The organism is Nocardiopsis sp. MG754419, assembly GCF_018207095.1.
GTDB lineage: Bacteria > Actinomycetota > Actinomycetes > Streptosporangiales > Streptosporangiaceae > Nocardiopsis.
Window position 1 is genome coordinate 34,341 of sequence record NZ_QOCZ01000005.1, and the last position, 22,451, is coordinate 56,791.

Consider the following 22,451-nt stretch of genomic DNA (forward strand, 5'->3'; position numbering starts at 1 on the left):
TCGGTCGCCGGCGGGATCACCGCCGGCGGTGGACGACGGGGCGAAGACCCGACGGCCGATGGCCGATCCGGGTCCCCCCGGCTCCGTGCGGCGTCGTGGGGCCGTAGGGCCCCGCGACGCCGATCCCTTTCGTAGGGCGCAGAAACCCGAAACCGAGATCACCGAGAGTAGTCGTTCCGTCGTCATCTCTCAGCCGGTCCTCAATCGCCGTGTGACCTTGGTTGCGTAGGGTGTCCACGCACGGGGGGTGCGTGCGGTCCACCGCGTCCTGAGTCGAGTGATCACGAGGTGGGTACTCCATGTCCGAGGAGAGAGCCTGGCGCAGGGGAGGCCCCTGATGGGCTTCAAGGCACGCCGCCTGGCGGTGTTCGGGCTCGGGGCGCTCTTTCTCCTCTACCTCCTGGGGACGCTCATCCCCGCGGGGGAGAGCACACTGGCGGACACGCTGGGCCAATGGCCCGGAGCCGTGGTCGCCGGCGCGGCGGGTGCGTCCCTGCTGCTCGCCTCCCGGAGGTGGGCCCGCACCGGGGCCGACCGGGAGGCCCACGTCGACGGCGCCGACGGCTCGGCCGCGCTGCGGTTCCTCGGGTTCGCCGCCCTCGCCTGGTGCGCGGGTGCGCTCACTCACGCCATCACACGGACGTTCAGCGCCGGTTCGGTCTTCTCCCTCACCCTGGGTGATCTCTTCGCGTTGGGCGCGCTGCCACTCTTCGTGATCGGTTTCACGCGGTTCGCACCCTGGCCGGGCGGACTGCGCACGGCCACGCGGCACATCACCGACAGTTACGTGTGCGCCGCCGCGGTCTTCTCCGTCGTGTGGATACTGCTGTTCTCCCCGCTGTACGAGGAGTTGGGCGAGGGCGCGGGGCTGCTCGGGTTCGCGTTGGTGTACCCGGTGGCCGACATCGTGGTCCTGTGCCTGCTCATCCCGCTGGTGTTCATGTCGCCGCACAGCACGCGCCGTGCCGTGTTGGTGGCCATCGGCGCCCTGGTCTTCATCGCCGCCTCCGACATGATCGGCGCGGTCACCCGTCTCACCGGGCCGCCCGTGGCCGGCGGCATCGAACAGCCCGTGCGCTTCCTCGGCTTCGCCCTGCTGGGCGCCCTGCCGTGGCTGGTGGAGCACCGGCCCGGGGCCCGGCCGCGCCGGATCACCGGGCGCGGGCTGTACCGGTTCGCGCCCGAGTTCGCCGCCCTGGGCGCGGTCCTGGTGGCCACGCTCGTGCTCACCGTGGGGTCGCTGCGCCTGCCCGACGTGGCCCCGGTGCTGCCGCTCGCCGCGGGGACCGCCGTGGTCGTGCTGGTGGTGCGCGTGCTGGGGATGCTGGAGGAGAACGCCACCCTCACGCGCATGGTCCGCAACCGGGAGGGGCACTTCAACGAACTGGCCCGCAACAGCGGCGACGTCATCCTGGTGCTCGACCGCGACGGTGGGGTGTTCTACCTGAGTCCGGGCACGGCCGAGGCGTTCGGCTACCGGCTGGACGACGTGCTGGCCGCCCCCGTCACCACGCTCATCCACCCCGAGGACCTGTCCCGGACCAAGGTCGCCTCCGACCTGTTCTACCAGCGCAACGGTCAGGGTGTGCACCTGCGGCTGCGGGTGCGCGCCGCCGACGGCACCTGGCGGCACACCGAGTCGACGGCCTCCCTGTACGAACAGCCCGGAGAACCCGACCGGCTGCTGGTGACCACGCGGGACATCAGCGCGCAGGTGGCGCTGCAGGACCAGGTGGAGCACCTGACCTTCCACGACGGCGTCACGGGCCTTCCCAACCGGGCCTACCTGGAGGAGCGGGCCAGCGACGTCCTGGCGCACCGCGCGATCAACATCGAGCACGCCGGTGACGTCGCGGTGATCTTCCTGGACCTGGACGGCTTCACCGCGGTCAACGACTCGGCCGGGCACGTGCGCGGCGACCACATGCTCGGGCAGGCCGCGCGGCGGTTGCGCGGCGAACTGGACTCCAACGCGACGCTCGCGCGCTGGGGCGGAGACGAGTTCGCGGTCCTGGTCGAGGACGTGCCCAAGGCACAGCGCGTCGTGGACCTGGCCGAACGCCTGGGCCGGGTGATCGCCTCCGAACCCTTCCAGGTGGCGGACCGGGACATCGTGCTGACCGCGAGCATCGGCGTGGCCTTCGCCGAGCCCTCCACCGACAGCGGCGAGCTGCTGCGCAACGCCGACGTGGCGATGACCCGGGCCAAGGAGCGCGGTGCGGGCAACGTCGAGGTGTACGCGGCGCACATGCACGACATGGTCGTCTCCCGGCTCGAACTGCAGATCCGCCTGCGTCAGGCACTGAGCAACGGCGAGTTCCTGCTGGAGTACCAGCCCATCGTCGACCTGGGGACGTCCCAGGTCACGGCGGTGGAGGCGCTGGTGCGCTGGGACCGCGACGGCGAGATCGTCGGTCCGGACGCCTTCATCGGTGCGGCCGAGGAGTCCGGACTGATCGTGCCGCTGGGGGAGTGGATCCTGCGGGAGGCCTGCGAGAAGGTCGCCGTGTGGCGGGTGTCGGACTGGGACATCGGCCTGTCGGTCAACCTGTCCGTCAAGCAGGTGTTGTCGCCCCGCTTCGTGCGGACCGTCGAGGGGGTGCTCGCCGAGACGGGCCTGCCCGCCGAGGTGCTGACCCTGGAGGTGGACGAGGAGGTCCTCCTCAACGACCAGGACGAGGCGGTCCGACGCCTCGGTGAGCTCCGGGACCTGGGTGTGCGGCTGGCCATCGACGACTACGGCATGGGGTACGCGTCCCTGGCCCACCTGCGTGAGCTGAGTGTGGACGCCATCAAGATCGACCCGTCGTTCATCGCCGACCTGGGCCGCGACGACACGGTCACGCTGCTCACGCACACGATCATCCAGCTCGGCCGCGACCTCGGCGTCCAGGTGGTGGCCGAGGGCATCGAACGCCCCGAGCAGTTGGAACAGCTGCGGGTCATGGGCTGCGACCACGGTCAGGGCTTCCTGGTGGCCCGTCCCATGCCCGCGGGCGGTGTGGAGTCCCTCGTGGGCGGCGAGGCCGGCGTGAACCTGTAGGGCGCCCACCGCCGCATGCGGTGTCCGGGGCGCCGGTGGGCCCGGGCGGGCACCCGGAGGCGCCCTCGCCGTGTCTCGGGGCGCGCCCTGGGGTCCGCGTTCGCGTGCCTCCGGGCCCGCGCGGGCCGCGACCCTCGGCCCGCCCGTCGACGCCGGGGTACCGGGGCCCATCGCGCACGCCGGTGAAGAATCGCCCGCTATGGACTGTTCAGTCCCCCTAACGACCGATGTGTCGTTGCCCTGTGACGTGTTCTGCGTTACACCCGGTGCGGGCCGTACGTGTATTCGTGCAGGTCGGAGTGGTTTCGCGGGGAAGGGGGTTGCCGTATGCTGACATCGACGTCTCGAATAGTGAGACATTATTAAGTTCTGGTTGACGGGTGCCCGCTCTTTCGGCCAATGTTGTCAGCGTGCAGAACAACTCCCTGATTCTCGTACTTGGTCGGCGCGCAGCCCACTGAGTTTCTTCTGCTGCGCGCCACCCCTCGACCGCCACCGGGCGGTGGGGGTTTTTTTATTGCCGCACCAGGCCACGAGAACCGGAACCACCACCTCCAGAGCCTCACCGCAGCTCTGGGCCCTCGCTGAAGGATCTTGAGATGACCGAGCAGATGACCGGCGCCCAATCGCTGATCAGGTCGCTGGAGCACGCCGGCGTTGACACTGTCTTCGGGATTCCCGGCGGCGCCATCCTCCCCGCGTACGACCCCCTCTACGACTCCGCCAGGGTGCGTCACATCCTCATGCGGCACGAACAGGGAGCCGGGCACGCGGCCGAGGGCTACGCCTACGCCACCGGACGTCCCGGAGTCTGCATGGCCACCAGTGGACCCGGTGCCACCAACCTCGTCACGCCGCTCGCCGACGCCCACATGGACTCGGTCCCGATGGTCGCCATCACCGGCCAGGTCGCCTCGCCGATGATCGGCACCGACGCCTTCCAGGAAGCCGACATCTGCGGCATCACGATGCCGATCACCAAGCACAACTTCCTGGTCAAGGACGTGCGGGACATCCCGCGCACCGTCGCCGAGGCCTTCCACATCGCCTCCAGCGGACGTCCCGGTCCCGTCCTGGTCGACGTCTCCAAGGACGCGCTCCAGGCCTCCGCCGACTTCGTCTGGCCCGAGCGGCTGGACCTGCCCGGCTACCGCCCGGTCACCAAGCCCCACGGCAAGCAGGTCCGCGAGGCCGCCCGCATGATCGCCGACGCCAAGCGCCCCGTCCTGTACGTGGGCGGCGGTGTCCTGCGCGCCGGCGCCGCGGCCGAGCTGCGGGTCCTGGCCGAACTCACGGGCGTTCCCGTGGTCACCACCCTGATGGCCCGGGGCGTCTTCCCCGACTCCCACCCCCAGCACCTGGGCATGCCCGGCATGCACGGTGACGTCGCCGCCGTCGGCGCACTGCAGAAGGCGGACCTCATCGTCGCCCTGGGCGCTCGCTTCGACGACCGGGTCACCGGCCGGCTGGACAGTTTCGCGCCCGACGCCAAGATCGTCCACGCCGACATCGACCCGGCCGAGATCTCCAAGAACCGGCACGCGGACGTCCCCATCGTCGGTGACTGCCGCGAGGTCCTGGCCGACCTGGTCGTGTCCGTGCGCGCCGACCAGGAGAAGGGCCGCCAGGGTGACTACGAGGCCTGGTGGCACCGGCTCGACCAGCTGCGCACCACCTACCCCAAGGGCTTCGACACCCCCGACGACGGCACCCTGTCGCCGCAGGGCGTCATCCAGCGCCTGGGCCAGGTCGTGGGCCCCGAGGCCACCTACGTCGCCGGTGTCGGTCAGCACCAGATGTGGGCCGCGCAGTTCGTCGACTACGAACGCCCCGGCGCGTTCGTCAACTCCGGTGGTCTCGGCACGATGGGCTTCTCCGTCCCCGCCGCCCTGGGCGCGAAGGTCGGCGACCCCGACCGCGTCGTCTGGTCGATCGACGGCGACGGGTGCTTCCAGATGACCAACCAGGAGCTCGCCACCTGCGCCATCGAGGGCATCCCGATCAAGGTCGCCGTGGTCAACAACGGCAACCTGGGCATGGTCCGCCAGTGGCAGACGCTCTTCTACGAGGGTCGCTACTCCAACACCGACCTGCAGACCGCGCCGCGGGACGAGAAGGTCCGCATTCCGGACTTCGTCCGTCTCTCCGAGGCCTACGGTTGTGTGGGACTGCGGTGCGAGCGCCCCGAGGACATCGACGCCACCATCGAGAAGGCGATGTCCATCAACGACGTCCCCGTGGTCGTCGACTTCAGCGTCAACCACGACGCCATGGTCTGGCCGATGGTCGGTCCCGGTGTCAGCAACGACAACATCCAGTACGCGCGCGACATGGCGCCGAACTGGGAACACCAGGACTAGGAGAAGGCCGAACCACCATGAGCCGTCACACGCTTTCCGTTCTGGTCGAGGACACCCCGGGCATCCTGGCCCGGGCCTCCGCCCTCTTCTCCCGTCGTGGTTTCAACATCGACTCGCTCAGTGTCAGCACGACCGAGTACCCCGGACTGTCCCGCATGACGATCGCGGTCAACTGCGACCTCCACCCTTTGGAGCAGGTGACCAAACAGCTCAACAAGCTGGTGAACGTCGTCAAGATCGTGGAGATGGACACCACCGCGTCGGTGCAGCGCGAGCTGCTCTTGATCAAGGTCAAGGCCGACGCGTCCAGCCGCACCCATGTGCTTCAGACGGCCGAGCTCTTCCGCGCCCACATCGTGGACGTGAGCCCGGACGTCGTCGTCATCGAGGCCACCGGCGACCCCGAGAAGCTCGATGCCCTGGTGAAGAATCTGGAACCCTTCGGAATCAGGGAACTGGTCAAGTCAGGGCTGGTCGCCCTGGGCCGTGGCCCGCGTTCCATCACGGACCGCTCCTTGCGAGCGATCGAACGCAGCGCCTGAGCCCCCGTAACACAGGAATCAAGGAGTAACCCCAAGTGGCAGCAGAGATGTACTACGACGACGCCGCGGACCTCGCGCTCATCCAGGGCAAGAAGGTCGCCGTGATCGGCTACGGCAGCCAGGGGCACGCCCACGCGCTGTCGCTGCGCGACTCGGGCGTGGACGTCCGTATCGGTCTGGCCGAGGGCTCCAAGAGCCGCGCCAAGGCCGAGGAGGAGGGCCTGCGGGTCCTCAGCCCCGCGGAGGCCACCCGCGAGGCCGACGTCATCATGATCCTGGTCCCCGACCACATCCACCGCGACCTGTACGCCCAGGAGATCGCGCCCAACCTGGAGGCCGGCAACGCGCTGTTCTTCGGGCACGGGTTCAGCATCCGTTACGGCCTCATCCAGGCCCCCGAGGGCGTCGACGTCGCCATGGTCGCGCCCAAGGGCCCCGGTCACCTGGTCCGCCGTCAGTACGAGGCCGGGCGCGGTGTGCCCTGCCTCGTCGCGGTCGAGAAGGACGCCAGCGGACAGGCCTGGGACCTGGCCCTGTCCTGGGCCAAGGGCATCGGCGGCACCAAGGCCGGCGTCATCCGGACCACCTTCACCGAGGAGACCGAGACCGACCTGTTCGGTGAGCAGGTCGTGCTCTGCGGCGGTACCGAGGAGCTCGTCAAGGCCGGTTTCTCCACCCTCGTCGAGGCGGGCTACCAGCCGGAGATCGCCTACTTCGAGTGCCTGCACGAGCTCAAGCTCATCGTCGACCTCATGTACGAGGGCGGCATCTCCAAGATGAACTGGTCGGTGTCGGACAACGCCGAGTACGGCGGCTACACCCGCGGTCCGCGTCTGATCACCGAGCAGACCCGCGAGGAGATGCGCAAGGTCCTCGGCGAGATCCAGGACGGCACCTACGCCCAGGAGCTCATGGCCGAGTTCGACGCCGGTCAGCCGACCTTCACCAAGCGCCGTGAGGCCGAGCAGGGCGAGCAGATCGAGAAGGTGGGCGCCGAGCTGCGTCCGCTGATGAGCTGGCTCAAGGCCTGAGAGTGACCGCTTCGGGCCCGCGCCGTGCCGCGGCCCGGGTTCGGGCGCCGGCGGGTGACCGCCGGCGCCCGAACGTACAGCAGGGGGCGGGGGGAAGGGTGACGCATCTTTCCTCCCTCTTTCCGGCCCTCGACCTGAGGGCTTCCCTACCCCGCTAGTAGACTTTGGACCGGCCGTCACACCCGATTCGGGCAGCGCCTCCACCTGCGCGATCGGGTCGCATCACCCGAAAAGGAACCGTTGTGACCAAACCCGTCGTACTCGTCGCGGAAAAGCTCTCGCCCGCCGGAATCGCGCTCCTCGAAGACGACTTCGAAGTGCGCCATGTGGACGGTGCGGACCGGTCCCAACTGCTTCCGGCCCTCACCGGCGTCGACGCCCTGATCGTGCGCAGCGCGACCCAGGTGGACGCCGAGGCCGTCGCCGCGGCCGACCGCCTCCAGGTCGTGGCCCGCGCGGGAGTCGGTCTGGACAACGTCGACGTGGACGCCGCCACCAAGGCCGGCGTGCTCGTCGTCAACGCCCCCACATCCAACATCATCAGCGCCGCCGAGCAGGCCATCAACCTGCTGCTGGCCAGCGCCCGCAACACCGCCCCCGCCCACAACGCGCTCATCAACGGCGCGTGGAAGCGCTCCGAGTACACGGGTGTCGAGCTCTACGAGAAGGTCGTGGGCGTGGTCGGCCTCGGCCGCATCGGCGCCCTGGTCGCCCAGCGTCTGTTGGCGTTCGGCACCAAGGTCATCGCCTACGACCCGTTCGTGCAGCCGGCCCGCGCCGCGCAGATCGGCGTGGAGATGACCACGCTCGACGACCTGCTGGAGCGCGCCGACTTCATCACGATCCACCTGCCCAAGAACAAGGACACCCTGGGTCTCATCGGTGACGAGGCGCTGACGAAGGTCAAGCCCTCGGTGCGGATCATCAACGCCGCGCGCGGTGGCATCCTCGACGAAGGCGCCCTGTACCGGGCCCTCGCGGAGGGCCGCGTGGCGGGTGCGGGCATCGACGTGTTCGCCAAGGAGCCGACCACCGACAGCCCGCTGTTCGAGTTCGAGAACGTCGTGGTCGCCCCGCACCTGGGCGCCAGCACCGCCGAGGCACAGGAGAAGGCCGGTACCCAGGTCGCCCGCTCGGTGAAGCTGGCCCTGTCCGGCGAGTTCGTGCCGGACGCGGTGAACGTGCAGGGCACCGGTGTGGCCGAGGAGATCAAGCCGGGGCTGCCGCTCACCGAGAAGCTGGGCCGGGTGTTCACCTCGCTGGCCGGGGCGCTCGCCGCCCGCATCGACGTCGAGGTGCGCGGTGAGATCGCCCGTCACGACGTCAAGGTGCTGGAGCTGGCCGCCCTCAAGGGCGTGTTCACCGACGTGGTCGAGGACACGGTGACGTTCGTGAACGCGCCCCTGCTCGCCAAGGAGCGCGGCCTGGAGGTCAACCTCGTCACCAGTGACGACAGCACCGACTGGCGCAACCTGATCTCGGTGCACGGTGTGCTGGCCGACGGCACCCGCGTGTCGGTGTCCGGTACGCTCACCGGCCCCCGCCAGGTCGAGAAGCTGGTGGAGATCAACAACTACACGATGGAGATCGGCCTCGACGAGCACATGGTGTTCCTCTCCTACGAGGACCGCCCCGGCATCGTCGGCAAGGTCGGCGCGCTGCTCGGCGACGCCGAGGTCAACATCGCGGGCATGCAGGTCATCCGGGACAAGGAGGGCGGCAAGGCGCTGATCGCGCTCACCGTCGACTCCGCGGTGCCGGACGGGATCCTCGCCTCGATCGCCGCGGAGATCGAGGCGGACATCGTCCGTCAGATCGACCTGGAGGACTGACCCTCCGAGCGGAACGTCCCGATCGCCCCGTGCACGCCCGCTTTGTCGGTAGCCGGGGCGGTGGGGACGACCGCCCCCATCCTGGAGTCATCCGAGGCGTCGGCGCCTCGATGTGGGATGGGGGTACCCGTGCACCGTCGTCGATCGCGTCCGTTTCCGTTCGTGTACGCCGCACTCGGGGTTCTGAGCGCCCTGGGCCGCGGCGTCGTGTTCCCGGGGGTCGGCGACCTCGGTGCCGCCCGGCGCCCGTGGGCCGTGGACGCGGCCACCGTGCCGGCCCGGCGCACACCTCCCGTCCGGGGAAGTCTCCGGGGGCCGTTCCGTCGGCCCGACCGATGGGTGTGCGACCCCGCCGAGGGGCTTCGCGCCGGCGGTGACGCTGTCGCCGGGTGCCCGTCCGGACCGGTGCGGGCGCGCGGTGTCCGGGTACGGGGCGCGGGGTCCCCGCAGGGGCTCTCATGAGCCCGTGGCTCTGCTCCGAGGCGTTGCGCCGCCGTTCCCCCGGACCCGTGCTGTACTGCCACATCGGTGTCGGTTCCGGGGACGTACCGACCGGCCGTGCGCTCGATCGACGTGATCGTGTGATCGACCTCGACCGCCGCCGCGTCGGCGAAGCGGAGGTCGCGCCGGAGGCCGAGGCCGGCGCCGAACGCCCCCGGGTGGGCACGGTCGTGTTGGTCGCCGCCACCCCCACCGACCTGCGTCGGGCGGTGCCCGCCGTCGCGGGTCTGCCCGAGGCGGCGCGCTTCGTGGTGGTGCTCGTCGCCGCGGCCGCGCACCTGGGGCCGCCGGTCCCGGTGGTGCCGGGGAGCGGCGGCTGGGAGGGGCTGCTCGACCTGCGCGTGCGCCGTCTCCCCGACACCGGCTGGGAGACCGAGTTCTTCTTCGCCGATCCGCTGCCGCCCCTGGCCCTACTCCAGACACTCGCCCGAGGGGTGACCGGGGGCCGACCCGGGCCGGCCGTCACCCCCGTGGGCGGGGTCCGCGGCGGGGCGACCGGACTCTGGCGCCCGGGCGACCCGCGCGCGAGCGGCTCCGATCGGGTGGACGTCCTGCTGGACACCGAGGAACCCCCACCGGACGCCCGGGTGCACGAGGACGAACCGGACCTGGTCCGTGAGCGTCGATGGACGCCGGCGCAGACCTCGTGGTCGGCCCTGGAACGACCCGTCGCCCCGGGGGAGCCGCCCCGTCGGTTCGCGGTGGACGACGTGCCGCCGGTGGACGAGCAGACGGTCAACCCGATCGGGTTCGCGCGTCGACCCACCACGGAGACGGGACGCCTGTTCGCCCGCGACGGACGTTGGGTCCTGCGGGCCGCCGGACGGGATCGGTGGGAGGTCCCCGAGGACGGCGCGGTGACCGACACCGTCGTGGAGTCCCTGCGCGACCTGCGCGGGGTCCGGCTGACGTGGGATCGGCACACCGGGCCGCTGGCCGCGGCCCGCGCGGTCGTCGGGCTGGCCGCCGCGGGCGTCCCGTTGTTCGGTGCGGAGCCGCCGGACTGGGCGGGCTGTCTGGGGCCGGAGCTGCGCACGCTGCTGACCTCGGTGACCGCCCCGGACCTGCGTGACTCGTTGCGACGCGAGGAGCACAGCGTCCGGCTGCGTCGCTGCGCGCTGCGCGTCCATGGGACCAGGGCGCGCTGGCGTGCGCTCGGCACCGCCCTGGGTGCGCCCCGCTCACCGGAGCCGAAGGTGTCGGTCCTGCTGTGCACCCGTCGCCCGGAGATGGTCGGCTTCGCTCTGCGACAGGCGGCCCGCCAACGCGACGTCGACCTCGAGGTGGTGCTGGGGCTGCACGGGTTCGGCATGGACCTCGCCGTGGTGCGGGAGGGGGTGGCCGCGTTCCGGGCCACGGGCCGGCACCTGGAGGTGGTCGAGGCCGCCGCCGACCTGCCGCTCGGTACGGTCCTCAACACCGCCGCCGCTCGGGCGTCCGGAGACGTGCTCACGAAGATGGACGACGACGACTGGTACGCCCCCCACCACGTGTCCGACCTGCTGCTGGCCCGCATGTACGCGGGTGCGGACATCGTGGGCAACGCCGTCGAGTACGTCTACCTGGAGGCGCTCGACCTCACGCTGCGCCGGGACGTGTCCGGTGAGTGTCTCGCGCGTCGGACCGCGGGGGGATCGCTCACGTTCGACCGCCGCACATGGGAGGAGGTCGGGGGGTTCCGGCCCACCCCGCGCGCGGTCGACACCCACCTGCTGACCGCCGTCCGGCTCCTGGGCGGGCGGATCTATCGGACGCACGGGCTCAACTACATGATGCGCCGCAAGGCCGGCGGCCACACCTGGACGGTGGGCGCGGGCTACTTCCTCCGGCTCGACGCGGAGCGGCAGGCACCGGGGTGGCGCCCCAGCGCACTGATGGAGGCCGACCCGCGGGATCGCCCGAGCCGGGACGGGCGTGCGCCGACGGACGTCGCGGAGGTGGGGTGGTGAGCGTGCCGGTGGAGGCGTTGGTTCCGGTCGAGGGCGCCGAGAGCGGCCCGGTCGAGGTGACGGTGCGGTCGCTGCTGGCCGGCCGGGGGCACGAGGTGCGTGTGGGCCTGGTCGGCGCCGCCCCGGGCACCGACGCGGCCGGGCCGCGTGCTGGGGACGGGGCGGACGAACACCCCCTGCTCGCGTGGTCGGAGCGCTACCGGGACGAGCCCCGGGTGCGGTGGCTGTCGGAGGGGGAGCGGACACGCGCGGAGCCGAGGTACGTGCTGTGGGTGCGCCCGGGCACGGAGCTGGCCGACGACGCCGTGTACACGATGGTCCGGGTGGCCGAGCGGTACAAGGTGGCGCTGGTCCGATCCGTGCTGCCCGGGGAGGACCCGGACGGGCCGCGGTTGGAGCGGTGCGTCGAGGGTGCGTCGGGTGTGCACTGGGTCGACGGTGCCCTGCTGCTCGCCGCCTCCGACCGACCGGAGGAGGCCGCGGGAGAGAGCGCCGTCCCCGACACGGGGGGCGAGGGCCGCCTGGAGCGGTGGGAACGCGAGTCCGCCGCCCATCGGGCCAGGGCGATGCGACTGGAGCGACGGTATCGGTGGCTGACCCGGACCCGTCCGGGGCGCCTGCTGGTCGGGCTTCTCGGGTGAGTCGGGCCGGACGAGAGGGGAGAGCGCCATGGGGGAGCCGAACGGGCCGGATCCGGACTGGGAGCGTCGGTGTCGCAGAGCGCGACGCGCACGGGACTCCGCGCGGGCGGAGGCGGAACGGTGGGAGCGCCGGATCGCGGCGTTGACGCGGGGACGGTGGACACGTCTGCTGCTGCTCGGGACCGGACGAAGGGGTTGATCACCGGCTCTGACCGGCCATGACACGCAGTCGTCTCGCATAGTGAGAAAGTCTGGTCATATAGTTGGACATCCGATAGTCTGAAGTCCTAGGAGTTAGTGGTCAGGGTTCACGGCCGGGCACCACGATCCGTCCGCCCGTCGCCCACCGCCACTCTCATAGGCCGCCTGCGGCGCACTGTGCGTGCGCCCACTCCCACCCGAGTCCACGCAGGCGACTCCGGCAGGCGATCCCGCCGGGGCGAACTCCTTGTCCCCTTCTTTCTCGTGGACACCGTCGCCCACGCCCGTCCATGGCCATGGCCGCGTCGTACGCACAGGCCATCGCACAGTGCAACCGGAGGATCACATGTACGACATGATCGAGTACCCGTCCGCGCCCGACACCGAGGACGAGATCGCCCGTGCCCTGCAGGACGCCCTCAATCGGCGCGACTGACCGCGTGGCGGGTGGGCGACTGTACCGGTCGGTCGGACCGGTACAGTTGTCTCACCTACTGTTCATCTGATCTCGCCATGTGAGAATCGCGGGCGGGACCACGTCTGAGTTAGAGGCAGTCCGTATGGCAGCGCGCACCGTGAAACTGGCCGTCATCCCCGGCGACGGAATCGGCCCCGAGGTCGTCGGCGAAGGCCTCAAGGTGCTGGGGGTCGCCGCCGCCCAGCACGACCTGGCCATCGAGACCACCGAGTACGAGCTCGGAGCCCGGCTCTGGCACCGCACCGGTGAGACGCTGCCCGACTCCGTGGCCGCCGAACTCAGCGGACACGACGCGATCTACCTCGGCGCCGTCGGCGACCCCACCGTTCCCAGCGGCGTCCTGGAGCGCGGTCTGCTGCTGCGCCTGCGCTTCGACTTCGACCACTACGTCAACCTGCGCCCGGTCCGGCTCTACCCCGGTGTGGACAGCCCCCTGGCGGGTGTGTCCCCCGAGGACATCGACATGCTGGTCGTGCGCGAGGGCACCGAGGGCCCCTACGCCGGCGCCGGCGGTGTGCTGCGCAAGGGCACCCCGCACGAGATCGCCACCCAGGACAGCGTCAACACCCGCTTCGGTGTCGAGCGCGTGGTCCGGTTCGCCTTCGCCAAGGCGGCCGAGCGTCCCCGTCGCAAGCTGACCCTGGTGCACAAGGACAACGTCCTCACCTTCGCCGGCGAGCTGTGGCAGCGCACCGTCAAGGAGGTCGGGGCCGAGTACCCGCAGGTCTCCGTGGACTACTGCCACGTCGACGCCGCCTCGATGTTCTTCGTCAACCAGCCGGGCCGCTTCGACGTGGTCGTCACCGACAACCTCTTCGGCGACATCATCACCGACATCGGTGCCGCCATCACCGGCGGGATCGGCCTCGCCGCCAGCGGCAACATCAACCCGGACAACACCTTCCCCAGCATGTTCGAGCCGGTCCACGGTTCGGCGCCCGACATCGCGGGCCAGGGCAAGGCCGACCCGACGGCCACCGTGCTGTCGGCCGCCACCCTGTTGGAACACCTGGGGGTTCCCGAGGCCGCGCGCCGGATCGAGGCGGCGGTCTCCTCGGACCTGAAGACCCGCGCCCACAGCGACGCGGTCCGGTCCACCTCGCAGATCGGCGACGACCTCGCCGCACGAGTAGCCGAGCAGGGCTGAGGCGAACGCTTCCGGCCCTGCCTCGCGACACCGGGCGCGGCCGAGGAGCTTCAGTCACGTACAGACCCCAGGCCACGGGCGCGTCCGGTGTACACCGGCGCGCCCGTCGTCCGTTCGACCCATGTGGAACCGGTCTGGCACCGGGTGCGTACTTCCGACAGACTAGATTCCAGGTCGGCGGCGCTGCCGACCCGTTGCACCCGAGAGGACCACCGACAACATGAACAACAACACCACCACCACTGGGTTGACGTTCGACATCCGGCTCTCCGACCGGCGGAAGACCCCGCAGGAGCGTGAGGCACTGCTGGAGAACCCCGGGTTCGGCCAGGTGTTCACCGACCACATGGTGAGCATCCGCTACACCGAGGGCACAGGGTGGCACGACGCCAAGCTCGAGCCGTACGGGCCGCTGAGCCTGGACCCGGCCACGTCCGCCCTCCACTACGCACAGGAGATCTTCGAGGGCCTCAAGGCCTACCGTCACCCGGACGGTTCGCTCGCCTCCTTCCGGCCCGAGGCCAACGCCGCCCGGTTCAACCGGAGCGCCGCGCGCATGGCCATGCCGGAGCTGCCCGAGGAGCTCTTTCTCAAGTCCATCGAGCTGCTCCTGGAGCACGACGGGGCGTGGGTTCCGACCAAGGAGTACTTCAGCCTCTACCTGCGCCCGTTCATGATCTCCACGGACGTCGGCTTGGGGGTGAACAACCCCTCCCGCACCTACGTCTACCTGCTCATCGCCTCCCCGGTGGGTTCCTACTTCTCCGGTGGCGTCAAGCCGGTCACGGTCTGGCTGTCCAAGGACTTCACCCGCGCCGCCCCCGGCGGCACGGGCGCGGCGAAGTTCGCCGGTAACTACGCCGCGAGCTTCCTGGCCCAGGCACAGGCCGTCGAGAAGGGCTGTGACCAGGTCGTGTGGCTGGACGCCCGCGAGCACCGCTGGGTCGAGGAGATGGGCGGCATGAACCTGTGGTTCGTGTTCGGGGAGGGTGAGAACGCGCGCCTGCGCACGCCCCCGCTCACCGGCACCCTGCTGCCGGGCATCACCCGTGAGTCGTTGCTGACCCTCGCCCCGGACCTGGGTATCCCCGCCGAGGAGGAGCCGCTGTCCATCGAGGAGTGGAAGGCCGCCGCGGAGTCGGGCGAGATGACCGAGGTGTTCGCCTGCGGCACCGCCGCCGTGATCACGCCCGTCGGCCACGTCAAGAGCGACGACGGCGAGTTCACCATCGGTGACGGCACGCCGGGGCCGATCACCATGCGCCTGCGCGAGGAGTTGGTCGGTCTGCAGACGGGCCTGCGCACCGACAAGCACAACTGGATCACCCGCTTCTAGGTCGTCCTCGGTCACCTGACGGCACGGCGGCGGCCTCCGGCTCCTCCCCGGGTGTGGGGAAGCACGGCCGGCCGACGCGCGAACAGAAGAGCATCACCTGCGTTCCACCGTGCCCGGACGCACCGTGGGCCGCCCGGAGGATCCCGGGCGGCCCACGTCGTTTCCCACCGGCGTCGCCTGCTCCCGTGGTCGCGCCCGTCCCGGCCGACGCGCGCCCTTCCGGCTCGCGCCCCGCGCGTGGACCGCGGTGCGTCGCGGGGTCGTGCCCGGCGACGACACTGGCCCTCGGGCACGCCGTCGAGCGTCGGCCCGAGATGTCCGAACTGAGAAATAATCGTCTCGCAATATGAGATGAACCGGCTCCGAGGTGCATCTCTTCGGGAACCGTGTGGCACACTGGCCTCATGCCGTCCCAGGTCGTGATTATTCCGGGGCGCGCCGGCTGACGACTTCCCGCGATGACGCAGGGAACCACACTCGGACCCTGCCGGCGCGCTGACCTCTCGTGTCCACGAGGGGTCTTTTTTGTTGGCCGGGACCGCCGCACACATCCACCTTCGGGAGTTCCACCCATGAGGGACGACAGTTTCCACGTCTTCGACACCACCCTCCGCGACGGGGCCCAGCGCGAGGGGATCAATCTCCGGGTCTCCGACAAGCTGGCCATCGCGAAGCTGCTGGACGACTTCGGGGTGGCGTTCATCGAGGGCGGTTGGCCGGGATCCAACCCCAAGGACACCGAGTTCTTCCAGAGGGCTTCACAAGAGCTCGATCTGGAACACGCGCGACTCACCGCGTTCGGCGCGACCCGCCGTGCCGGTGTGCGGGCCGCCGACGACCCACAGGTGGCCGCCCTGCGCGACAGCGGCGCGTCGGTCGTCACTCTTGTCGCCAAGAGTGACGACCGCCACGTCGAACGTGCCCTGCGCACGACCCGTGACGAGAACCTCGCCATGGTCGCCGACACCGTCTCCCACCTTCGCGAACACGGACAGCGCGTGTTCGTGGACTGCGAGCACTTCTTCGATGGGTACCACCACGACCCCGCTTACGCCCTGGCCGTGGTGCGCGCCGCGGCCGAGGCCGGCGCCGACGTGGTGGTCCTGTGCGACACCAACGGCGGCATGCTGCCCGGTGACGTCACCCGGGTGGTCACCGAGGTGCTGGAGGCCACCGGCGCCCGCCTGGGCATCCACGCCCAGGACGACACGGGCTGTGCCGTCGCCAACACCCTGGCCGCCGTGGACGCGGGCGCCACCCACGTGCAGTGCACCGCCAACGGTTACGGCGAACGGGTGGGCAACGCCAACCTGTTCTCCGTGGTCGGCGCCCTCTCCCTGAAGTACGGCCGGGACGTGCTGCCCGAGGGCTGCCTCGGCGAGATGACCCGGGTCTCCACGGCGATCGCCGAGATCGTCAACCTGGCCCCCGACACCCACCAGCCCTACGTGGGGGTGTCGGCGTTCGCGCACAAGGCGGGTCTGCACGCGTCGGCGATCAAGGTCGACCCGGACCTGTACCAGCACACCGACCCGGAGCTGGTCGGCAACCGGATGCGCATGCTCGTCTCGGACATGGCCGGGCGCGCGTCGATCGAGCTCAAGGCCCATGAGCTGGGGCTGGACCTGTCCGGGGACCGTGCGCTCTCCGGCCGGGTCGTGGAACGCGTCAAGGGGCTGGAGCTGTCCGGTTACAGCTTCGAGGCGGCCGACGCCTCCCTGGAGCTCCTGCTGCGCGAGGAGATGGGCGAGCCGGTCCGCTACTTCGAGACCGGGTCCTGGCGGGTCATCACCGAGCGCCGTCCGGCCTCGGGCGCCGGCCCGCTGTCCGACGACTACGAGAGCCTCACCGAGGCCACCGTCAAGGTGCGGGTCAAGGGTGAGCGGGTCATCGCCACCGCGGAGGGCAACGGCCCGGTGAACGCGCTGGACCGGGCGCTGCGCAGCTCGATGGAGAGCGCCTACACCGCCTTGGGCGGGTTGGAGCTGACCGACTACAAGGTCCGCATCCTGGAGGGCGCCTCGGGCACGGACGCCATCACCCGCATCCTCATCACCTTCAGCGACGGCGCGGAGGAGTGGACGACGGTGGGTGTGGGGCCCAACGTCGTGGACGCCTCCTGGGTGGCGTTGGAGCAGGCCATCACCTACGGGCTGCTGCGGCAGGGATATCCGCGCGGCTGACGCTCGGGCGGATGACGGAAGCGTCACGTTCTCCGTCATCCGCCCGCGCCCGTCGCCGTTCCCGTGCAGGTCACAGACTTGAAACTTACTTACGGGTAAGAAAGTACTGTCCGTAAGGTCATAGCCAGTGTGTCCTGAGCCACTCGATACTGCGAACTTTCGATGAGTTCGCGATGGACGAGTGGTGATAGATGTCGGACATAACCGTTGTGCGCCTCGCCGTTGGCGTGCTGTTCTCCCTCCCGCGAACCGCAGGTCATCCGTCCCCTGAAGACTGCGGGACGTGTCCTCACCCACGATTCGCACACGGGGTGGAGGTAACGGCGTGACCACCGGCCCGGCGACCGACCGGCCGGTCGTGTCACCGCCATCCCCCAGACCCCCGCGCACACGCGCCCGATCCGGAAGAGACGCTCTCCTCGCCTGGGGCTTCCTCGGCCCCTCCGTGGTGGTCTTCGCGCTCTTCCTCGTCTATCCGTTGGGCCGCACCGTCTACCTGTCCATGCACGGGAACGACATCATCGGCCGCCCCAACCGCTTCGTCGGGCTGAGCCACTTCGCCGAGATGGCGTCGCCCGAGTACGTCCAGGTCCTGGTCACCACCCTGCTCTTCACCGTCGGGGTGGTCCTTCCGGGGGTGGCCGGCGCACTGGTGATCGTCCTCCTGCTGGAGGGGGTCCTGCGCGGACAGAAGTTCCTGCGCGGTGCCTTCGCGCTCCCGTTCGCGTTCTCCGTGGCCAGCGCCTCGGTGATCTTCGCGGTCTTCTACAGTCCCGGCAACAGCGTGCTCAACGGCATCCTGTACCGCCTGGGGCTGGACCAGGTCCCCTGGCTGACCTCCCAGGAGATGGCCCTCTGGTCCATCGTCATCACCACCGTGTGGATGAACCTGGGCTACGGCGTGCTGGTCCTGGCGGCCGGCATCGGATCCATCCCCAAGGAGATCAACGAGGCCGCCCGCATCGACGGCGCCACCGGGCCGCGCCTGGCCTGGGACGTCACCGTCCCGATGCTCGGTCCCCAGCTCTTCTTCCTGATCGTCATCTCCACGATCAACGCGTTGCAGAGCTTCGGGCAGATCCACATCCTCACCGGCGGCGGGCCGGTCGGTTCCACCACGACCCTCGTCTACTCCGTCTACCAGGACGCCTTCGCCTACGGCACGAGCGACTTCGGCCGGGCCAGCGCACAGGCACTCGTCCTGCTGCTGGTGGTGCTGGTGTGCACCGTCGTCCAGTTCGGCGTCATCGAGCGGAAGGTGCACTACTCATGACGACCGTCGTTCGTGACGTCGCCGACGACCCCGTGCGCACCGCGCCCACCCGGAACCGGCACCGGCTCACCGCCGGTGTCGTCACCGGCCGGGTCCTGCTCTACCTGCTGCTGGCGGCCTTCCTCGTCCCCGTGATGTTCCCCGTGTACTACGTCTTCGCGGGCACGTTCATGGAGTCGCGGGACCTGTCGGCCTTCCCGCCCCGGCTGCTGCCCAGCGGCCTCCACCTGGAGAACGTCCGGGGGGCCCTGGACGCCGTCCCGATGCTGCGCATGTACGGCAACTCGCTGGTCATGGCGGGCATCATCACGGCGAGCCAGCTGTTCACCTCGGCCCTGGCCGCGTACGCGTTCGTGTTCCTGCGCTTCCGCGGCAGCGCGGTCGTGTTCGCCCTGTTCCTGTCCACGCTCATGGTCCCGGCCGAGGCGACCTTCATCCCCAACTACCTCACCATCACCGGATGGGGTCTGGGGGACAGTCACGCGGGCCTCGTCCTGCCGTTCCTGGCCTACGCCTTCGGCACGTTCCTGCTGCGTCAGAGCTTCAAGCAGTTCCCGCGGGAGCTCTACGACGCCGCGCGCATGGACGGTATGGGCCACCTGCGGTTCCTGTGGACCATCCTGATGCCGCTGAGCAAGCCGGCACTGACCGCGGTCGGCATGTACGTGTTCATCACCAGCTGGAACATGTACTTCTGGCCGCTCATCATCACCCGCAGCGCCGACATGCAGACCCTGCAGATCGGCCTCAACAGCCTCAAGGTGGGGGAGTACTCCAACCCTGGGCTCCTCCTGGCCGGCGCCGCGCTGTCGGTCCTCCCCACACTCGCCCTCGTGATCTTCGGACAGCGCTTCATCGTCCGGGGTCTCACCGCGGGCGCGGTCAAGTAGGGCGTGAATCACCTAGTGGAGACAACAGAGATGACAACCTTCCCCCGACGGCGAGGCGTCAAGGCCGCCGCCCTGCTCGCGAGCCTGGGCCTGCTGCTCAGCGCGTGTTCCGGAGACGACGGAGCCGGAGGCGGTGGCGGTGACCTCAGCGCCCCCGGTCCGGAGGTCCTGGACGACCTCGACGAGGCGGTCCAGGTCGAGTTCTGGCACAGCATGGACGCCACCAACGGACAGGTCCTCGACGAGCTCATCGAGGGCTTCAACGCCGAGAACGAGGGCCGTGTGCAGGTCACCGGCTCCTTCCAGGGCGACTACGACACCGCCCTGGCCAACCACCGCGCTGCCATCCAGCAGGGCGACACCGCCGAGCTCATCATGATCTACGACCTGGGCACGCAGTTCATGATCGACTCCGGCCAGACCGTGCCGGCACAGTCCTTCATCGACGAGGACGGCTACGACACGGCCGAGGTCGAGGAGGCCCTCCTCAACTACTTCACCGTCGGCGGCGAACTGCGGTCCTTCCCGTTCAACAACTCCACCCCGCTGATGTACATCAACCGGGACGCCTTCGAGGAGGCCGGTCTCGACCCGGACTCCCCGCCCACCGACCTCGCCGAGATCCGTGAGGCCGCCGAGGACCTCACCATCACCGACGACGACGGCACCGTCGTCCAGTACGGGTTCGGCGCCGCCGTCTACGGGTGGTTCATCGAACAGTTCATGGCGCGTGCGGCCGTCCCGTACTGCGACAACTCCAACGGTCGCGACGGACGTGCCACCGAGGTGCTCTTCGACGACCCCAAGATCGTGGAACTGGTCGAGTGGTGGGACGGCATGATCGAGGACGACCTCGCCGTCCAGATCGGCCGCAACACCGACGACGGTGCGGCCGCCTTCACCTCGGGTCGCGCCGCCATGACCCTGGAGTCGACCGGCTCCCTGGGCGGCTACATCGAGCAGTCCGACTTCGAGGTCGGCGCCGGGTACTTCCCGCTGATCGGCGCGGACGACCCCGGCGGCTCGATCATCGGTGGCGCCTCCCTGTGGATCAACGGTGAGGGGCACAGCCCGGAGGAGGTCCGCGGCTCCTGGGAGTTCGTGCAGTACCTGCTGACCCCCGAGTCGCAGTCGGTCTGGCACGCGGGCACCGGTTACCTCGCGGTCAACACCGAGGGCTACAACGGCCCCGAGGCGCAGGAGCGCGCCGAGGAGTTCCCGCAGTTCTCCGTGGCCGCGAACCAGCTCGCCGACTCCGAGATCAACGAGAACACCGCCGGCTGCATGATGGGCGTGATGTCCGAGGCCCGCGTCGCCGCGGAGGAGGGGTGGGAGACCGCCCTGACCAGTGACGCCACCGCGGAGGAGGCCATGGCCGACGCCGCCGGGGGCGTCGGACGCACCATCGAGGAGTACAACGCGTCCGTGGAGGAGTGAGTCACACGGTGCCCGCCCTCCCCGGCGGGCACCGCGTGGTCCCGACGGGTGTCCCGACGCCGTGAGGCCGGGATCCCGCGAGCGCGCGGCGGGGCCGCGGCGTACCGCCGCGGCCCCGTCTCGTGTTCCGGGTCAGGACAGGACGATGTCGTCGCCGTCCACGCGGACCTGTACCTCCTCCAGGGGCGCGTCCGCGGGGCCCTCCGTGGGGGAACCGTCCTCGATGGAGAAGAGGCTGCCGTGGCAGGGGCAGTGGATCTGTCCGTCGACCACCTCGTCCACCGCGCACCCCTGGTGGGTGCAGGTGGTGGAGAAGGCGCGGAAGACGCCCTCCTCGGGCTGGGTCACGACGACCTCGTGCTCGCTGAGGATGGTGCCCTCGCCGACCGGCACCTCGCCGGTGGTGGTGAGCGGCGTGTCGGTGGCGCCGTCGCCCTCGGAGCCGCCACCGCCCGCCGGGGTGTCCTCGGTGGCCTCCTCGCCACCACAGGCCGTCACCACCCCCACCACGGCGCCGCCTCCGGCGACACCGAACACGGATCGTCTGGACACCTCGGGTCGGACGGTCTCGGGGGTGGACTCGCTGCGGTCGCGCATAGTGGCCTCGCTCTCTCGACATCGGACGGCCCTGCGGGGGGCCACGCCCCATGCAACACGGTGGAGGCGGTCCGTGTCAGTAGATCCGTGCGAGGTTCGTGCGGCTCACTCGGCGTCGGGGTCGACCCAGCCGTTGGCCTCGCATCCCTGGAGACCCAGGGTCTGCTGTTGCATCACGGGGGCGTCCTCGCCCTCACCCGGGCAGTCGACGTGACCGTGGCCCAGGGTGTGGCCGACCTCGTGGTTGATGAGGTAGATCCGGTAGGTCTCCAGGTCGTCGTCGAAGTGCTCCACGCCTGAGACCCAGCGGTTCTGGTTGATGATGGCGCGGTTGCCGTTGGCGCAGGAGACGAACCCGTTGGTGCGCAGCGGCGCGCACATGCGGTCCACCGTGTCGGGCGCGGCCAGCAACACCCGGAAGTCGGCGTCGTCGCCGTCCACGCGCTGGAGCGAGCGGTCGCCGCTCTCCCCCCAACTGCGCGGGTCGCCCAGGATCTCCTCGACCGCGTCGACGAAGTCCTCGTTCTCGCCGGGCAGGCCCTCCTCGACCTCGACGGCGAAGGTGGTGAGCGATCCCTCGCCCATGACCTCGCCCTCGCCCTCCATGACCTCGATGTCGCCGTCGGCGGAGTCGACCTCCTCCTCGACCGAGCGCAGCAGGACCGGCGGCTCCTCCTCGGGGGAGGCCGAGGCGCTCGCGGAGGGCGTTCCCGCGGGGTGGCGGCGGCTGCCGTCCGGGTCGCCGTCGCCGACGGGACCCTGCGCGGAGGTCTCCTCCGGAGGGTTCGGGTCGGAGCCGGGGGCGGGCACGCTGACCATCAGTACCGCGGAGGCACCGGAGACCAGGCACAGGCCCAGCGCCAGCCCCATGGGGCTCCTGCGGCGCCGGCGGTGCCGGGCACGGGGGCCACGTGAGCGCACGGTCCTCCACCTCTCGACGATCGACGGATTCCAGCATGCCAGAGTTCCGGCCCGTCACGGAGCAGGCCTGCGGACGCGGCCGATCTTCG

Annotated in this window: 15 protein-coding genes; 13 read left to right on the top strand and 2 right to left on the bottom strand. The window is 70.3% G+C overall.

The genetic code is table 11. From position 1 onward, the window contains the following. The first annotated feature begins 337 nt into the window (after positions 1-337). From DSY14_RS01890 to DSY14_RS01950, 13 genes are all read left to right on the top strand, one after another. Positions 338-3,043 carry a GGDEF domain-containing phosphodiesterase gene (locus DSY14_RS01890; protein ID WP_211714652.1) on the top strand — a complete coding sequence of 902 codons (2,706 nt, stop codon included), beginning with the start codon at positions 338-340 and terminating at the stop codon, positions 3,041-3,043. 599 nt (positions 3,044-3,642) lie between these two features. After that, the gene (locus DSY14_RS01895; RefSeq protein WP_211714653.1) at positions 3,643-5,403 is read left to right on the top strand and encodes an acetolactate synthase large subunit; all 1,761 of its coding nucleotides are present in this window, start codon (positions 3,643-3,645) and stop codon (positions 5,401-5,403) included. Positions 5,404-5,420: 17 nt separating this feature from the next. Further along, positions 5,421-5,945, top strand: a complete 525-nt coding sequence (gene ilvN, locus DSY14_RS01900; protein WP_211714654.1) for an acetolactate synthase small subunit — start codon at positions 5,421-5,423, stop codon at positions 5,943-5,945. A gap of 35 nt (positions 5,946-5,980) precedes the next feature. Next, positions 5,981-6,976: a ketol-acid reductoisomerase gene (gene ilvC / locus DSY14_RS01905; protein WP_211714655.1), complete on the top strand. Its 996-nt coding sequence runs from the start codon at positions 5,981-5,983 to the stop codon at positions 6,974-6,976. Between the two features lie 242 nt (positions 6,977-7,218). After that, positions 7,219-8,808 carry a phosphoglycerate dehydrogenase gene (serA, locus tag DSY14_RS01910; protein WP_211714656.1) on the top strand — a complete coding sequence of 530 codons (1,590 nt, stop codon included), beginning with the start codon at positions 7,219-7,221 and terminating at the stop codon, positions 8,806-8,808. Positions 8,809-9,266: 458 nt separating this feature from the next. Continuing rightward, positions 9,267-11,258 carry a glycosyltransferase family 2 protein gene (locus DSY14_RS01915; RefSeq protein ID WP_211714657.1) on the top strand — a complete coding sequence of 664 codons (1,992 nt, stop codon included), beginning with the start codon at positions 9,267-9,269 and terminating at the stop codon, positions 11,256-11,258. Further along, positions 11,255-11,899, top strand: a complete 645-nt coding sequence (locus DSY14_RS01920) for a hypothetical protein (protein ID WP_211714658.1) — start codon at positions 11,255-11,257, stop codon at positions 11,897-11,899. The genes DSY14_RS01915 and DSY14_RS01920 overlap by 4 nt, the downstream gene beginning before the upstream one ends. Before the next feature lie 761 nt (positions 11,900-12,660). Further along, complete coding sequence (locus tag DSY14_RS01925; RefSeq protein ID WP_211714659.1) at positions 12,661-13,725, top strand: 3-isopropylmalate dehydrogenase; 1,065 nt, start codon at positions 12,661-12,663, stop codon at positions 13,723-13,725. 220 nt (positions 13,726-13,945) lie between these two features. Further along, positions 13,946-15,061, top strand: coding sequence for a branched-chain amino acid aminotransferase (locus tag DSY14_RS01930; protein ID WP_211714660.1), 1,116 nt, complete (start codon positions 13,946-13,948; stop codon positions 15,059-15,061). 572 nt (positions 15,062-15,633) lie between these two features. After that, entirely contained in the window at positions 15,634-17,244 is a 1,611-nt protein-coding gene (gene cimA, locus DSY14_RS01935; protein WP_211714661.1) for a citramalate synthase, read from the top strand. Positions 17,245-17,569: 325 nt separating this feature from the next. Then, positions 17,570-18,517, top strand: coding sequence for a carbohydrate ABC transporter permease (locus DSY14_RS01940; RefSeq protein ID WP_211714662.1), 948 nt, complete (start codon positions 17,570-17,572; stop codon positions 18,515-18,517). Further along, positions 18,514-19,407 (top strand): carbohydrate ABC transporter permease, encoded by an 894-nt coding sequence (locus DSY14_RS01945; protein ID WP_211714663.1) that lies wholly within the window; start codon positions 18,514-18,516, stop codon positions 19,405-19,407. The genes DSY14_RS01940 and DSY14_RS01945 overlap by 4 nt, the downstream gene beginning before the upstream one ends. 30 nt (positions 19,408-19,437) lie before the next feature. Continuing rightward, entirely contained in the window at positions 19,438-20,844 is a 1,407-nt protein-coding gene (locus DSY14_RS01950) for an ABC transporter substrate-binding protein (RefSeq protein WP_211714664.1), read from the top strand. A 132-nt stretch (positions 20,845-20,976) separates the two neighbouring features. On the opposite strand, the gene DSY14_RS01955 is transcribed toward DSY14_RS01950, so the two are convergent. Together DSY14_RS01955 and DSY14_RS01960 are read right to left on the bottom strand one after the other, a co-directional pair. Next, positions 20,977-21,441: a Rieske (2Fe-2S) protein gene (locus tag DSY14_RS01955; protein ID WP_211714665.1), complete on the bottom strand. Its 465-nt coding sequence runs from the start codon at positions 21,439-21,441 to the stop codon at positions 20,977-20,979. Between the two features lie 105 nt (positions 21,442-21,546). Beyond that, positions 21,547-22,311 (bottom strand): DUF3152 domain-containing protein, encoded by a 765-nt coding sequence (locus DSY14_RS01960; protein WP_211714666.1) that lies wholly within the window; start codon positions 22,309-22,311, stop codon positions 21,547-21,549. Between the last annotated feature and the right edge of the window lie 140 nt (positions 22,312-22,451).

Bases quoted from the DNA above. Each gene is read 5' to 3' on its own strand.
- DSY14_RS01930 (WP_211714660.1), top strand. From the start codon at position 13,946: ATGAACAACAACACCACCACCACTGGGTTGACGTTCGACATCCGGCTC.
- DSY14_RS01960 (WP_211714666.1), bottom strand. From the start codon at position 22,311: ATGGGGCTGGCGCTGGGCCTGTGCCTGGTCTCCGGTGCCTCCGCGGTA.
- cimA (WP_211714661.1), top strand. From the start codon at position 15,634: ATGAGGGACGACAGTTTCCACGTCTTCGACACCACCCTCCGCGACGGG.
- DSY14_RS01925 (WP_211714659.1), top strand. From the start codon at position 12,661: ATGGCAGCGCGCACCGTGAAACTGGCCGTCATCCCCGGCGACGGAATC.
- ilvN (WP_211714654.1), top strand. From the start codon at position 5,421: ATGAGCCGTCACACGCTTTCCGTTCTGGTCGAGGACACCCCGGGCATC.
- DSY14_RS01915 (WP_211714657.1), top strand. From the start codon at position 9,267: ATGAGCCCGTGGCTCTGCTCCGAGGCGTTGCGCCGCCGTTCCCCCGGA.
- DSY14_RS01895 (WP_211714653.1), top strand. From the start codon at position 3,643: ATGACCGAGCAGATGACCGGCGCCCAATCGCTGATCAGGTCGCTGGAG.
- DSY14_RS01955 (WP_211714665.1), bottom strand. From the start codon at position 21,441: ATGCGCGACCGCAGCGAGTCCACCCCCGAGACCGTCCGACCCGAGGTG.
- DSY14_RS01890 (WP_211714652.1), top strand. From the start codon at position 338: ATGGGCTTCAAGGCACGCCGCCTGGCGGTGTTCGGGCTCGGGGCGCTC.
- DSY14_RS01945 (WP_211714663.1), top strand. From the start codon at position 18,514: ATGACGACCGTCGTTCGTGACGTCGCCGACGACCCCGTGCGCACCGCG.
- DSY14_RS01950 (WP_211714664.1), top strand. From the start codon at position 19,438: ATGACAACCTTCCCCCGACGGCGAGGCGTCAAGGCCGCCGCCCTGCTC.